This window comes from Sporosarcina ureae, assembly GCF_002101375.1.
GTDB lineage: Bacteria > Bacillota > Bacilli > Bacillales_A > Planococcaceae > Sporosarcina > Sporosarcina ureae_B.
Map to the genome: position 1 here is coordinate 220634 of NZ_CP015207.1, position 14117 is coordinate 234750.

At 43.9% G+C, this 14117-nt stretch carries 19 protein-coding genes; 5 read left to right on the forward strand and 14 right to left on the reverse strand.

What is annotated here, in order from left to right:
- Nucleotides 1-50 precede the first annotated feature (50 nt).
- The 8 genes from SporoP8_RS01075 to SporoP8_RS01110 form a co-directional block, all read right to left on the reverse strand.
- Nucleotides 51-1547 (reverse strand): lmo1851 family serine protease, encoded by a 1497-nt coding sequence (locus tag SporoP8_RS01075; RefSeq protein ID WP_085130753.1) that lies wholly within the window; start codon nucleotides 1545-1547, stop codon nucleotides 51-53.
- A gap of 74 nt (nucleotides 1548-1621) precedes the next feature.
- On the reverse strand, nucleotides 1622-2326 hold the full coding sequence (deoD, locus tag SporoP8_RS01080) for a purine-nucleoside phosphorylase (RefSeq protein WP_085130755.1): 705 nt from the start codon (nucleotides 2324-2326) through the stop codon (nucleotides 1622-1624).
- A gap of 77 nt (nucleotides 2327-2403) precedes the next feature.
- Complete coding sequence (locus SporoP8_RS01085; protein ID WP_085130757.1) at nucleotides 2404-2628, reverse strand: YozE family protein; 225 nt, start codon at nucleotides 2626-2628, stop codon at nucleotides 2404-2406.
- A gap of 15 nt (nucleotides 2629-2643) precedes the next feature.
- On the reverse strand, nucleotides 2644-3069 hold the full coding sequence (msrB, locus tag SporoP8_RS01090) for a peptide-methionine (R)-S-oxide reductase MsrB (protein ID WP_085130758.1): 426 nt from the start codon (nucleotides 3067-3069) through the stop codon (nucleotides 2644-2646).
- The gene (gene msrA, locus SporoP8_RS01095) at nucleotides 3069-3596 is read right to left on the reverse strand and encodes a peptide-methionine (S)-S-oxide reductase MsrA (protein ID WP_085130760.1); all 528 of its coding nucleotides are present in this window, start codon (nucleotides 3594-3596) and stop codon (nucleotides 3069-3071) included. The genes msrB and msrA overlap by 1 nt, the downstream gene beginning before the upstream one ends.
- 14 nt (nucleotides 3597-3610) lie before the next feature.
- Nucleotides 3611-4183, reverse strand: a complete 573-nt coding sequence (locus SporoP8_RS01100) for a YpmS family protein (protein WP_085130762.1) — start codon at nucleotides 4181-4183, stop codon at nucleotides 3611-3613.
- A gap of 8 nt (nucleotides 4184-4191) precedes the next feature.
- Nucleotides 4192-4995, reverse strand: coding sequence for a GDSL-type esterase/lipase family protein (locus tag SporoP8_RS01105; protein ID WP_085130764.1), 804 nt, complete (start codon nucleotides 4993-4995; stop codon nucleotides 4192-4194).
- Nucleotides 4996-5020: 25 nt separating this feature from the next.
- Nucleotides 5021-5857: a DegV family protein gene (locus tag SporoP8_RS01110; protein ID WP_085130766.1), complete on the reverse strand. Its 837-nt coding sequence runs from the start codon at nucleotides 5855-5857 to the stop codon at nucleotides 5021-5023.
- An 82-nt stretch (nucleotides 5858-5939) separates the two neighbouring features.
- On the opposite strand from SporoP8_RS01110, the gene trhA reads away from it, so the two are divergent.
- Nucleotides 5940-6575, forward strand: coding sequence for a PAQR family membrane homeostasis protein TrhA (gene trhA / locus SporoP8_RS01115; protein WP_085130768.1), 636 nt, complete (start codon nucleotides 5940-5942; stop codon nucleotides 6573-6575).
- Between the two features lie 9 nt (nucleotides 6576-6584).
- Here the strand turns inward: trhA and SporoP8_RS01120 are convergent, their stop codons facing one another.
- Nucleotides 6585-7064: a dihydrofolate reductase gene (locus SporoP8_RS01120; protein ID WP_085130770.1), complete on the reverse strand. Its 480-nt coding sequence runs from the start codon at nucleotides 7062-7064 to the stop codon at nucleotides 6585-6587.
- A gap of 12 nt (nucleotides 7065-7076) precedes the next feature.
- A complete protein-coding gene (locus SporoP8_RS01125; RefSeq protein ID WP_085130772.1) occupies nucleotides 7077-8018 on the reverse strand; it encodes a thymidylate synthase in 942 nt (313 codons plus the stop codon).
- Nucleotides 8019-8386: 368 nt separating this feature from the next.
- Here SporoP8_RS01125 and SporoP8_RS01130 point away from each other — a divergent pair, with 368 nt between their 5' ends.
- The 3 genes from SporoP8_RS01130 (at nucleotide 8387) to SporoP8_RS01140 (ending at nucleotide 9864) form a co-directional block, all read left to right on the forward strand.
- Nucleotides 8387-8887 (forward strand): YhcN/YlaJ family sporulation lipoprotein, encoded by a 501-nt coding sequence (locus SporoP8_RS01130; RefSeq protein ID WP_085130774.1) that lies wholly within the window; start codon nucleotides 8387-8389, stop codon nucleotides 8885-8887.
- Between the two features lie 265 nt (nucleotides 8888-9152).
- The gene (locus SporoP8_RS01135) at nucleotides 9153-9581 is read left to right on the forward strand and encodes a ferritin-like domain-containing protein (RefSeq protein ID WP_232319178.1); all 429 of its coding nucleotides are present in this window, start codon (nucleotides 9153-9155) and stop codon (nucleotides 9579-9581) included.
- A gap of 22 nt (nucleotides 9582-9603) precedes the next feature.
- Nucleotides 9604-9864: a hypothetical protein gene (locus SporoP8_RS01140; RefSeq protein ID WP_085130778.1), complete on the forward strand. Its 261-nt coding sequence runs from the start codon at nucleotides 9604-9606 to the stop codon at nucleotides 9862-9864.
- 212 nt (nucleotides 9865-10076) lie between these two features.
- Here the strand turns inward: SporoP8_RS01140 and SporoP8_RS01145 are convergent, their stop codons facing one another.
- The 3 genes from SporoP8_RS01145 to SporoP8_RS01155 all read right to left on the reverse strand — a co-directional run bounded on the left by SporoP8_RS01145 (nucleotide 10077) and on the right by SporoP8_RS01155 (nucleotide 12471).
- Complete coding sequence (locus SporoP8_RS01145) at nucleotides 10077-10664, reverse strand: YpjP family protein (protein WP_085130780.1); 588 nt, start codon at nucleotides 10662-10664, stop codon at nucleotides 10077-10079.
- A gap of 599 nt (nucleotides 10665-11263) precedes the next feature.
- The gene (locus SporoP8_RS01150) at nucleotides 11264-12043 is read right to left on the reverse strand and encodes a class I SAM-dependent methyltransferase (protein ID WP_085130782.1); all 780 of its coding nucleotides are present in this window, start codon (nucleotides 12041-12043) and stop codon (nucleotides 11264-11266) included.
- Nucleotides 12040-12471: a BrxA/BrxB family bacilliredoxin gene (locus SporoP8_RS01155; protein WP_085130784.1), complete on the reverse strand. Its 432-nt coding sequence runs from the start codon at nucleotides 12469-12471 to the stop codon at nucleotides 12040-12042. Before SporoP8_RS01155 ends, SporoP8_RS01150 begins: the two co-directional genes overlap by 4 nt.
- A gap of 214 nt (nucleotides 12472-12685) precedes the next feature.
- Between SporoP8_RS01155 and fabG the strand changes: the two genes are divergently transcribed.
- The gene (gene fabG, locus SporoP8_RS01160; RefSeq protein ID WP_085130786.1) at nucleotides 12686-13429 is read left to right on the forward strand and encodes a 3-oxoacyl-ACP reductase FabG; all 744 of its coding nucleotides are present in this window, start codon (nucleotides 12686-12688) and stop codon (nucleotides 13427-13429) included.
- A 55-nt stretch (nucleotides 13430-13484) separates the two neighbouring features.
- On the opposite strand, the gene SporoP8_RS01165 is transcribed toward fabG, so the two are convergent.
- Entirely contained in the window at nucleotides 13485-14051 is a 567-nt protein-coding gene (locus SporoP8_RS01165) for a biotin transporter BioY (protein WP_085130788.1), read from the reverse strand.
- Between the last annotated feature and the right edge of the window lie 66 nt (nucleotides 14052-14117).

Below are 14117 nucleotides of genomic sequence, written 5' to 3' on the forward strand. Positions count from 1 at the left end.
TTTCCATAGAGAACACGCGCCCAACGATTGCTGGACGCGTGTTTCTTTGATTATAAAGTAATTTCTTTTAACACAACTTCTTTCGCTTTCAGCAATTGTGGGTCATCTTTTTTCATTTTGTCCCGTAATTTCTGCATTAAGCCGACCGTTGTATCTCCAGTCAAGATGCCTGTCTGCTCTAGTGACAGATCTTTCTGCAACGTTTTAACAGCTTCTGCTGTATCCGCGTCATAAAGACCATCTGCTTCTCCTGGGTCATACCCTACAGCTTCTAGCATTTCTTCTGCCGCTTGTACGGAAGGAGAAACGGTACCTTCGTCCATCTCTTCAGATGAATCAAGGAAAGGTAGTGACGCATACGAAGGATAAGGTACTTTAACGTCAGGCTCGATCCCTTTTTTATGGATCCAGTTGCCGTCTGGAGTTAACCATTTCGCTGTCGTCAATTTCAAGTTGGAACCATCCGGTAATTGGGTAGGTGTTTGAACCGTCCCTTTACCAAACGTCTTGACGCCGACAATCGGAATACCTGCAGCTTCTTTTAACGCACCCGCTAAGATCTCAGACGCGGACGCACTGCCCTCATCTACGATCAATGCGACTGGGACCGTTACTTTCTGTCCGTTAGAAGAAGGATACGCTTCCGGTGTCTTGCCTTTTTCTTCCGTTTGGAATAAGATTTTGCCGTCCGGAACGAACAAATCGGAAATATCGATAGCACCGCTTAAGATGCCGCCTGGATTTTGACGCACGTCAATCAGTACGCCTTCCATTCCTTTATCGGTCATTTCATTCAGCGCTTCGAGCAATTCTTCATACGTATGTTCTGAAAACGATGTGATATTAATATGAGCGATGTTGTCGTCGAGCATTTCAGCGTATACCGTATTGATCGGAATCACGTCACGAACAATCTTGACGTCAAAGGGATCGGATTTTTCGCCGCGTCGTACAGACAATGTCACCGTCGACCCCTTTTCTCCACGGATGAGCAATACCGCTTCCGATGAAGACAAACCTTGTATGCTTTCGCCATCGACCGACAATACGGTATCATTCGGTAATAAACCTGCCTTTTCAGCAGGAGAGTTTTTTATCGGTGAAACGATACTAATATAGCCGTTGGACTCTTGAATTTCTGCACCGATTCCTTCAAAACTCGAAGAAATGCTTTCATTCAATTGCTTGGCTTCTTTTTCATTTAGATAATCAGAGTACGGATCACCCAAGGAATCGACCATTCCGTTGATCGCGCCGTCAATGACGACTTGATCATCTACATCGTCAAAATAACTTTCTTTCAGTTGATCATATGCCTCATACAGTTTCTTGAACTCTTTTCGTTCCATACCTACTTGATTCGGTTTGACGACTTCTACTACTTTTTCGTCTCCGACTGTCAGTGCCACGAAGGTAACGGCGGCTGTCGCTAGCACAAGGAAAAAAATGAGCATGATCAGAGAAAACGGTTTGATCCGAATATAGCGAGCAGGTTTCGGCGCTTCCGGTTGTGGTTTCCCGTTCTCATGCGAATCGTTTTCGTTCATGGTCTCCCTACTTTCCATATCCCTGCAAAAGACCGCTGCCAAGAGCGGTCTTTTGCAAGTTTCTATCTATTCTATTATTCAGCAATGGCTGCGTCTAGCGCGACTTCGATCATTTCGTTGAATGTCGTTTGACGCTCTTCAGGCGTGGTAATTTCTCCTGTTAAGATGTGGTCACTTACTGTCAGAACAGCGAGTGCTTGACGGCCATAACGAGCTGCTAGCGTATATAGGGCTGCGGCTTCCATTTCGACCGCCAATACTCCATGACGCGCTAATTTTTCATGCTGAGCGTCTTCATTATAGAAGAAGTCTTCTGTGTAGACGTTTCCTACTTGTAAATGCAAGCCTTTTTCTTTCCCTGCATTATACGCTTTCATCAATAAATCAAAGTTTGCGATCGGCGCAAAGCGAATCGGACCGAATGTGACGTCGTTTAGTGATGAGTTTGTTGTCGCGCCTTGTGCAAGGATGACGTCACGTACTTTTACGTCTTTCTGAATCGCGCCACATGTGCCAACGCGGATCAATTTCTGAACGCCAAACTCTTGCATTAACTCTGTTACGTAGATAGAAATAGACGGCACGCCCATGCCAGTACCTTGTACGGAAATACGTTTGCCTTTATATGTTCCCGTAAAGCCAAACATGTTCCGTACCTCGTTGTACTGTACAACGTCTTCTAAAAATGTTTCTGCGATATACTTCGCGCGTAATGGATCTCCTGGAAGAAGAACCGTTTCTGCGATATCGCCTGGTTTTGCATCAATATGTATACTCATCTTTTTTCAGCCTCATTTCACTAATTTGTTATTATCATACAGTGAATAATGGCGAGATGCAATGAAACCCTCGCCATTTATCTGCTGCAAAGCTCTTGATAGATGGCGTATATTTCATCAAACGTAGTAGAACGTAAATGATCATCCGCCATGTCCTCTACGTAACGCGACAATGAATCGAAATCCTCTTCATCTTTTGGGAAACCGGCATCGAGAAACATCCTCTCTGCAAACAATGCCTTGACATCGTCTTTTTCACCGCCACGATAACGTAGTGCGAAATGGTAAAAGGATCGATCCATCGTCGTCACCTTCCTTCATTCAAATAACCCTTTGTATTCTTCATAGCCTTCTTTTTCTAAATCACTCACCGGAACGAAACGTAATGCGGCGGAGTTGATGCAATAGCGCAAGCCGCCTTGTTCTGGTGGTCCGTCTGGGAAGACATGTCCTAAGTGAGAATCCGCTGTCTTACTACGTACTTCTGTGCGGCGCATGCCGTGAGCTGTATCGAAATGCTCCGTAACTTCCACGGCTTCGATCGGCTTCGTGAAGCTTGGCCATCCACAGCCCGCGTCGTATTTATCGTTTGAACTGAATAACGGCTTACCTGACACGATGTCTACATAGATTCCCTCTTCAAAGTGTGCGTCATATTCATTACGAAATGGTGGCTCCGTGCCATTTTCTTGCGTCACATGATACTGCATCTCTGTTAATTCAGAACGTAAGTCTTTTTTCATCAACGATTCCCCCAATTCTTTTCGATAAATCCTGCGCGTCCTGATCCGACAGTGTAACGTGCATAGTGGTCTGGGTTCTTTTCGTAATACTGCTGGTGATAGTCTTCGGCGGGATAGAATATTTCCGCAGGGAAAATATCCGTCACGATAGGCGCACTAAACTTGCCGCTATCTTGTAAAGCTTGCTTGGAACGTTGTGCTGCTTGCTGTTGCTCGTTAGAGTGTGTATAGATCGCTGATTTATACGATTCGCCACGGTCATGGAACTGGCCGCCTGCATCAGTAGGATCAATCACTTGCCAGAAAACATTCAATAATTCTTCGTAACTAATGACACTATCGTCGAATTCGATCTCTACAGCTTCTCTGTGACCGGTTGTATTGGAACAAACTTCTTTGTATGTTGGATTGACAGTATGCCCGCCCGTATAACCACTCGTAACCGAATGCACTCCATTGTATTGGTCAAATGGTTTAACCATACACCAGAAGCACCCACCTGCGAAAGTTGCATGTTGTGTTGCCATAGTCGTTGCCCTCCTTAGTTTTTCGGTATCAATACTTCTAATATAATCTCATCTTGCGCTAAATTCACTTCTTTTGCCTTCACTTGGAAGTCACCCGAAAGCGGCAAGTCCTTCAAATTGATGAATATTTCTTCTTCTTTCGGTCGCACGACCATCCATGACGGAAGCTCTACCGAATTCTTCAGTAATTTCAGTACCGTGGAAGGTGGGATATTCAACTGTCCTAATTCCATAGACGATTGTTTAAGGATTAAGTTTCCGTCTTCTCGTACGACTGGGTCAAAATGCATCGCGAGCGGTAATGTATGCGAGAATACCGTGAGTTCGGACGTCAACAATACATCGTCACGCATTTCTAGTTCTACTGGCAACGTGCCTTTAACGGCTTTTCTAATATACGTGTTCGCAATGCCTTCAAAATTGTCTTTCGTTGTATTTAGTGCCATCGTATAGCCTTTCTCTTCTACTGCTTGGTCTTTCGGAAGAGCTGGAGAAGCGGTGGTGCCACTGATGAGGATTATAAGCCCCACGAACCCTGCCGCAACTATTCCTGCCAGACCGAAAAATGCTATTTTCCAACTATTCATCTTGTACTTCACTCCACTTCCAGGTCAACCGCTGAACAGCCTTTAATTTCTCTTACAAATCGCTCTTCCATCAAATCATACCCTTTACTGTTCGGATGGAAGAAGTCTGTGTGATAAACCAGGTTTTCATTCGAATCAAATAAATCTTTTACCGGAACAAAGCAGGCCATGCCGTCTTGTTCCACTTGTTCTTCTATCGAGCGGTTCCAGTCTGCGATAATGTCTTCAAACTCCTGTACTTCGTCTGTCACGACGGAGAAAGGATTGTAGAGACCCGCCACGATGATCGGTGCATCCGGGTTATAGAGGCGCAAAATCTCAAACAGTTCTTCAATTCTTGTTTCGAATTTACCCAGCGCCTTATAAAAATCAGACATTTTCATCTGCATGAAATTACCTTTGACGACTTTCATGATGTCATTGCCACCAATCGTAAAGACAATATAATCTGCCTGAATGACCGCTTCCTGCACTTCTTCATCTTGCAATTGCTTTAAAAACTGGTCGCTTCGCCGTCCGCGTTTTGCTAAATTTATGGCGTCCACTTCCATAATGCCTTTCCATTGTTCCATGTCCGACGTCAAACGGCCAAAATATCCGCCTTCTTTCCGTTCATCCCCGACTCCTTGGGTTAATGAATCACCTAGCCCTAACACGTTTATACGTTTAGGGATGAATGATTCCGGCACAATAAACGGATCGAACGCAACGTTTTCACGTTCCGCAAACGTCGTCTCTTTTTTGCTGAATGGGACCTGGCACCCTGCTAAGAACAATGAGAAGACGAGACTCAGCACTAGCATTCTTCTCATAATCTCATATCCTTTATAGTTAGTATCACTCGGTGTAATACATGAATCCGATCGCGCCTTCTCCAGTATGGGTACTGACGATCGGAGTCGTAAATGTCAGCATCACTTGAATGCCCATCTCTTCGATCTTACTTTTTAGCGGTTCCGCCATTGCCAGACCGTTTGCATGGGCGATTCCGACACTACGAATTACTTTCCCTGCTGTTTCTTTCTTAAACTCGTCAAACAAATAAGAGACTACTTGTTTATGGCTGCGCACCTTCGCGACCGGCGTATACACCCCGTCCTTCAGTGACGCGATAGGCTTGATGTTCATAAGGGAGCCAAACATCGCTTTCCCTTTGCCAATTCGTCCGCCTTTCACCATATTATCGAGAACATCCACCACGACGTATAAAGAGGAACGTTTTCGTACACTATCAAGTTCCTCCACGATTTCTGCTACCGACTTGCCTTCTTCGGCCAGTCGGCATGCTTCAAGCACTTGGAAAGACAGGGCGTGTGAAATATACATTGAGTCGATGACCGTAACGTCTGCGTTTGACGCATGAGCTGCCGTTTCCGCAGATTTCACCGTCCCGCTCATGCCACCCGTCATATGGATCGAAATAATTTGTGATCCATCCGCTCCCAGTTCATCATACAGGTTCTGGAATACGCCGACTGCCGGCTGTGAACTTTTCGGTAATTCTTTTGCATCGCGCATTAAGTCGAGAAATTCTTCCGGTTGGATTTCTACGCCGTCAATATAAGACTTGTCATTGATGGTCAGTGTTAGAGGTACAACATGGATATTGTATTGAGCAATCAGTTCATCCGATAGTTCTGCAGTGGAATCCGTGACGATATGAATTTTTTTCATGATTTCTATCTCCTTCGCGTGTGGCTTTCTGCGATTTTTTTCGCTGTGTTTGATATAGTGTATTGCAGGAGGTGCTGCAAGAATGGAAGAAGCATTCGATTACAAAAATCTGCATGAAGAACGCTGGAATGCAATTACGCATGCCATCGGGTTCTTACTCAGCATACCTGCATTAGTCTTGCTGATCTTAAAAGGCGTGAAACAAGGCACGGGAATCGCTATAACGAGCTTTACCATATTCGGCGTGTCCATGTTGTTATTGTTCCTCGCCAGTACGCTACTACATAGTATGCCTGTGAAATTGAAATCGTTTTTTGCGATTCTTGACCATTCCGCTATCTATGTACTGATCGCCGGAACCTATACGCCGTTTTTGCTCGTCACTTTAAAAGGTGCACTCGGTTGGACGTTATTCGGCATCATCTGGGGAATGACCTTGTTCGGCATATTGTTCAAGATCTTTTATATTCACCGCTTCGCCAAACTATCACTCGCCCTCTATCTCATTATGGGCTGGCTCATCGTGTTAGCGATTAAACCGTTATATAACGCACTGCCGCCACAAGGGCTATGGTTGCTCGTGATTGGTGGGTTGTTCTATACAGCAGGAGCGTACTTCTTCATGTCACGCCGTGTACCGTACAATCACGCAATCTGGCACCTGTTCGTTATGGCGGGCAGCACATCGATATTCTTTAGCGTTCTTCTCTATGTATAGGGGAGAACGTTATTTTTTATCCCAAATTTGGTAGGTATAGGCGGTGCCGTCTTCTGCATAATGTGGCTCCGACTTGCTTATCAATGCGTAGTCTTCTTCGTATGCTGGAAAGAATGTGTCACCCGGGTAATGTTTCTCGATGACGGTAACATACAACCTGTCTGCATCTTCCATCGACATCTTGAAAATCTCCGCACCGCCGATGACCATCACTTCGTCCGCATAGTCTTTTGCAAGTTGCACGGCGCTTTCCATATCATGAACGACCGTGACGCCGTCTGCTTGATAGTCTGTATTGCGCGTGATGACAATATTTAATCGACCTTTTAACGGACGACCAATCGATTCGAACGTTTTGCGTCCCATAACGATCGCCTTGCCCATCGTTTTCTCTTTAAAGTATTGAAGTTCTTCCGGAATATACCATGGCATCTCATTGTCCTTGCCGATGACTCGGTCCAGATCATGTGCCACCAATAATGAAATCATTGTATGCCCTCCTTATACTGCGATCGGCGCTTTAATTCTCGGATGTGGATCATAGCCTTCAATCGAAATATCCTCTACCGTCAAATCAAAGATCGATCGACCGTCGTAATTCACATGTAATGTCGGTAATTCTTTCGGCTCTCTCGCTAATTGCTCGTGCACTTGATCAATATGGTTCTGATACAAGTGTGCGTCACCTAATGTATGGACGAATTCGCCTACTTCTAAACCACATTCATACGCAATTAAATGAATGAGTAATGCATAAGACGCGATATTGAACGGAACACCTAGGAAGACGTCCGCACTGCGTTGATAGAGTTGGCATGATAACTTGCCGTCCGCCACGTAGAACTGAAACAGTAAGTGGCATGGCGGCAGTGCCATCTCGTCGACTTCTGCCGGGTTCCACGCTGTGACAATGTGACGACGCGAGTCAGGATTGTTTTTGATGCTGTCGATCACTTGTGCCAGCTGATCGATGACTCCGCTATCACTGTCCCACGCTCGCCATTGTTTGCCGTAGACGGGTCCGAGATCACCGTGCTGTTTCGCAAATTCTTCATCTGCTAAAATTTTCTCTTTAAATAAAGCGAGTTCCGCTTTGTAAACCTTCGCGAACTCTTCATCTTGTAGTACACGGCGACCAAAATCGGTCATATCCTCTCCTGTATACGCCGCACTTTCTACATACCGTTCAAATGCCCACTCATCCCAAATTCCATTACGTTCCTGTATCAACGTACGGATATTGGTATCTCCTTTAATAAACCATAGTAATTCTGAGACAATCAAACGAAACGCCGTCTTTTTTGTCGTGACTAAAGGAAATCCTTGCGCTAAGTCAAAACGCATCTGATAACCAAAGACACTGTATGTCCCCGTACCCGTACGATCTCCCTTTTTCGTTCCTGTATCCAGAATATGTTGACATAGATCTAAATATTGCTTCATGCTTCAAGCTCCCTCTTCTGAAATTACACTCATTATAACATTAAGACGACAAAACACACCACGAAAGGGCTGATTAAAAAAGCCCGTTCGGTGGTGTGTTTTTCGACCGGTATTCACTGCTCGTCGTATAGGGTTATTTTTTCAAATGTCGCCTTTGCCTATAGCGTGTAGCATACACGAAAATTCTTCTGCGCTCAGTAGGATACAGTGGCTTTCTATAGATCAGCAATAAATGATTAAAAAATCTTTTCAAACTTCCATGCCGGGAATTAAAGGGTCATCGTTTTTCATTTGAGTATGTATTGGTTGCATGAAAATTCCCCTTTATGAACACACTAGATGTGAAGTAATCATAAGGAGGAAAATACATGAAAAAAACAACATGGTTCATGATGGTTCTTTTAGCTGCACTGGTCGTGATGGGTTGCGGAACAAAAAATGATAACACGGCGCCCGTTGACGAAAACACTACTACAAATGAAACACCCAATGAGACTGTTGACGAAAACGTTTCAACTCCTAGTACCCATGAGACCAAGGTAGAGTTGGCTGATGAAGCCGCAGACAAAATTACTGAACTGACAGAAGTGGATAGTGCCACTGTATTGGTTACGGATCATAACGCGTATGTTGCGGTTGTCTCAAAAGATACGGCAATGAAAGAAGCGACAAAAGAGCTGGAAGATAAAATCGCGGAAAAAGTTCGTTCTTCTAATTCGGCTATTGAAAATGTCTACGTTTCCCTTAATCCAGACTTCGTAGATAGAATGACCGGTTATAGGGAGAAAATTAACGCGGGCGAGCCAGTAGAAGGATTCTTCGATGAGTTTTCGGAAGCAATGAAACGCGTATTTCCTGATGCACGATAATATTTCGACGATGCTGAAAAAGACGTAATTCTGTTAGCTAGTGTATGTCGGCTAAAAAATAAACATCTCTCTATCATTGGAAAAAAGCGGCCGACCCAAAATTTACCACGTTTATTAATCACACTACTCGCCTACACTGTCAGTACACTACATGGTGAGTGTACGAGGTCACTGAACTAGTTCAGTGACCTTTTTACATTCACCTATTTAGAACCAGAGCATAAAATAAATAGGAATGCTGTTTATTATGAAAGGAGTGAGTTCATTGTTAAACACTAGTCAGACATACAGTAATGCCCATACACAAACTATTAATAATTTATTAAAAGCTATTAATGGAGAGTATCATGCGATATATTGTTATGGAATTTTAGCTAATCAAGCGCCAACTCAAACGATTAAAGATAAAATACTAGAAATAAGAAATGACGAAATGAGGCACTACCAAAGCTTTTGGTCTCTCTATTTCCAATTGACCGGTAAGGAACCTGCACTGAACATTACAGAAGGCTGTGAGAAAGGGTATATGAGTGGCGTGAAATCAGCTTTTATGGATGAGCAAACGACCGTCGACTTTTATCATACTGCTGCACGTGAAACGCAAATCCCAATGGTTAGGTCTTCTTTTACTCAAGCATCAGCCGATGAACAAAACCACGCTGTTTGGTTCTTATATTTTTTAAATCATAGCTAGTGGTGAAAGAGGAGGCGTGGTTATGTACAACTCAAACAAACAACAGTTTGGGAAAAATACAGACTCTCCTGAAGTGTTTGCTGCCAAGCTTGCATTGTTGGGGGCTGCAATTTCTACATTGGGGGACGGAATTCAGACCATCGCAGCAGGTATTGCACTTCAAGAACTAGAAAACTCAAACCGACAAGATCCCCAAGATCAGCTATCTGAAGAAATGAAAAAAATGCAAAAGCAAATTGATCAACTAAGTAAACAAATTGCGAAAATGGATAAAAGTTCATGAATGGGTAGATGTTTTAGGGGGGTCAAAAAAGATCCCTTTTTTCACTTTGTCCACTCTATCTAAGTTGTTTAAATTTCGGAAAGTCTATCAATCTAATCTGCCCGCTATTTTCGAATCCCAATGTACTTCAATCCATCTACCCCACTCTTGTATAACTATAAAAATGTAGACGATAAAAAACACCCGTCATGAAGACGAGTGTTCGATATTTTTTAGGTTAGCCATTTCGGTGGTGTGTTTTTGGACCAGTAAATATCACCGACTGAGTGGTGTGCGACAAATCCATCATCCGCTGTATGGTAATGGAAATTATAGAAGTAGCCGTCACTTGGTCGTTTTTCCGTACGAACGTGGAACTTAATAAGGTCCTGTTCCGCTGTTTTGTCATAAACGTGGAAAATCTTTTCCGCATAATCTCCTGAAGGTTGCTCGGTAATGGCGAGACGGCGATCTGCTGCGTTATGTACGGTTGTTTGGATCACCGCTTCGATTCGTGGAAAAATCTCGTGATCGAATTCATTCTGGATGACGGGCCCGATACGCTGTCCAAACTTTTCATATGTCAATAGACGTGCGTGCGCGACCAATTGCTGTTCTTCGGTGTAACTGTCAAGTGTCAGTAAGTCATTTCGATTTTCTTGCAGTTCAAGGGAATACTCCATGCCTTCTGCGTGGGTTCCGGATTCATTCGGTTCATGCTTGTCTTGAAAGTTTGTCCAAATTTCATGATTGGGTGTAATGATGCCCAGTGTTAACACGGCGACAGATGCGATCATCAGCCGCTGTAACCATTGCTTCATTTCCATCACTCCTTCAACATTCCGTCATACATCTACATAACTCATACGAAAAGCGTCACAAAAGGTTTCATCTTTTACTATTTCATTGTACAATAAAGTCAAACTTCAATCATCAATTTTCACAAAATGTTCTCTGATTGCAAGTTAAGCGGATTTCAATCAACGCGCTACATATAAAGGAGGTCGCAACAATGGATGTTAACTTACTACTAGGTATTGGTATGCTTGTATTGACTTTGTACTTGAGCTCCCTTAATTTCACTCACTAATCCAAAAGCGAAGAACGCCATCTAGCCTCGACAGGCGCTGGAAGCCGGATTGTAAAGGTGCGTACTTTCACCTTTACAATCCGGCTGAAGTGACCCGAGAGGCTGGCGTTCGTAGCTAGATGAAACCAAAAGCGAAGAACGCCATCTAGCCTCGACAGGCGCTGGAAGACAGATCGTAAAAGTGCGCCCTTTCACCTTTACGATCTGTCTGAAGTGACCCGAGAGGCTGGCGTTATGTAAAAAAAGACTGTATGGCTTAATAAAAAGCTATACAGTCTTTTTGCTATGTTAGTTATTAAGTAAAGAAATGAGACCACGCTAAAACCTATTTCATTTCTCCAGAACACCATAATGCACTTTCGTATACGGGCGAATTTGCTGAATAAAACCAAAGCGCGCAAACATTGGCGATTGGTAGTGGTCTTTTAGTACAACACGCCGTCTACATACCCGCAAAGCTTCTGCTACCCATTCTTCCGTAACAATATCAGTCACGCCGATTTCCCGTAGCACTTCAAAATTGGAAGATTCTTCGATTGGTGTCGTGAACATCGGATCAAGGAAAACGATGTCGCGTGAGTTCGTTTCGCAAGTTCTCAAGAAATCTACGGCTTCCGCATGAATGACTTGCACTCGCCTCATCGCTTCTTGCAGTAGTGGAAAGTCGATAGAAAAGTTGTGTAATCCAACCTTTGTGAGAAACGCGATGATTGGGTCCGCTTCAATCCCTTCAACTGTTCCTTTTTCACCCACTGCGCTCGCCGCAATGATGGCATCCGATCCGAGACCGAGTGTGCAGTCGAGGAAAGAGTCTCCTAGCCTGAGGTCAGCTGCCGCCACGAGCGGATCTGCTTCGCCTTTTAGTATGCGTTTCAAGCGATAGGTCGCAGAGTTCGGATGAAAGAAGAACGGTTCGTCACTACCTTTTTGGTAAAACGAATAGCGGTCCTTCCCCGCTACTAGAACACCCGCTTGATAGATGTTCTGCAGTTTAGGAATGGACCGCTTATTTCGTTCGACGACAGGTGCCTGTAACGCGTCCGCTGCTTGCTGCAGAAGTGCCGCGGAGTGTTCATCAGGTCGTCCTGCTGTCGTAATAATCACGTTCACTGAGCGACGACTTTAGTTAAGACGTCGACGAGATGATCTTTAATTTGATCTTTTTGGAAGTTCTCGATTTGTTCACGTGGAATAAAGTATACCACTTTACCTTCATTCCAAATCGCAATGGACGGTGAACTTGGTGGGATTTCCGGGAAGTACGAACGGAATGTTTCTGTCGCTTCTTTATCTTGTCCGGCAAACACGGTAAACAAGTGATCCGGCTTTACTTCTTCTATCGCCTCGCGTACTGCCGGACGTGCCAAACCTGCTGCACAGCCACAGACAGAGTTGATCACAATAATAGCTGAACCTTCCAAGTCTTTTAGCGTATCATTCACTTCTTCAGACGTTGTGAGTTCCGTAAATCCTGCAGTCGTTAGTTCTTCGCGCATCGGTGTAACGATTCCGCGCATGTACTCATCATAAGCGTTCATTTGAATATCTCCGCCTTTCGTTTTGTTACAGGTTTTATGTCGTACTTATTTCAATAGTAAAGGATAGAGAGAATTATTTCACCTGTTTGAATTGGCGAATGACGGAATAGTGTAGTTGCTCCTATTTTTTGGCCAGCACTCCCCTATATGAATCATCATTCATTTATGATAAAGTTATCTTACTATTCTATGAACATGATGAGGAGTGTGAGTAATGGGGAAACTAGTAGGTAAAATTGCAGTCGTAACAGGTGCAGCGCAAGGAATTGGAGAGAAGATAGCGGAGCGTTTACTTCTGGATGGTGCTTCGGTAATTATTTTGGACGTAAACATGGAAAAGTTGGAAACAACAGCTTCTGCGTTAGATGCTTCAGGTGAAAAGGTTTGCGCAATGAAGTGCAACGTAGCCGATCTGGAAGATGTGTCGAAAACGTTCTCCACTATTTACGGGAAGTTCGACAAGATTGATATTTTGATTAATAATGCAGGTATTACGAGAGATGCATTTTTCCATAAAATGACGACCGAACAATGGCATTCTGTACTGGACGTCAATCTCCATAGTATGTTCTACACGTGCCAAGCAGTCATTCCACAGATGCGAAAGCAACAGTACGGCAAGATCGTTAATGTCTCTTCTTCTTCTAGTTGGGGCAATATGGGACAGGCAAATTACAGCGCGTCGAAAGCGGGTGTGCTTGGATTGACGAGAACGCTTGCTAAAGAAAACGGCAGTAAGCACATTACAGTCAATGCGGTAGCACCTGGTCAGATCAATACCGATATGACCAAGGATTTGCCACAAGACGTGAAGAAAATGGCAACGATGTTAACGCCTGCCGGTCGTATGGGTGACCCTTCGGAAGTTGCTTCGGTTGTTGCGTTCTTGTCTTCTAATGACTCGAGTTTTGTGAATGGAGAATGCATAAGTGTGAGTGGCGGATTTTTGATGGTTTAATTTGCAGATATACCTGCGTGAGAGCTTCCCGATCGTTCTCGCACAGGTATATTTTTTACGCTAAACGCTTGCCTATAGGCTTGTATTTGACAGCTTTCTGGAGTCTCGGAATCAATATGATAGACAGAATCGTGACGCCGATATCTAGAGGTAAATACGCAACCATCCAGGACCACGCAAGTGCGTAACTGAATCCTGCAGGCGCTTCTACCCAGTATACATAAGCAAAATACATATAATTTGTACCGATTATGTAGTTAACGGTTATGGCAAGAAAACCTGCCCCTGCGTAACTGATCCACGATTGTTTACGCTCAAAGAACTTTCCTACGATATACGCTACGAAGATAAAAGAAATAATGTACCCGAACGTCGGGCTGATGAAACTGCCGAGTCCTCCTTTAAATTGCGCAAATATCGGTGCACCTGCCAATCCGATAAATAAATAAGCGAACATAGACAAGGCACCCAATCGGCTGCCTAGTAATCCCCCTGCCAATATAGCAAACAGTAATTGAAGTGTGACGGGCACACCTCCGATCGTCAACAGTGGCGCAATATTCGCTCCTACCCCCATCAATGCTGCAAATAATGCGCAAAACACAATTTCCTTTGGTTTCATTTTCTGATCCTCCTACTTTCTATTGTTGTCTTTACAAATATATGTTAACATAATTTTGTAATTAGT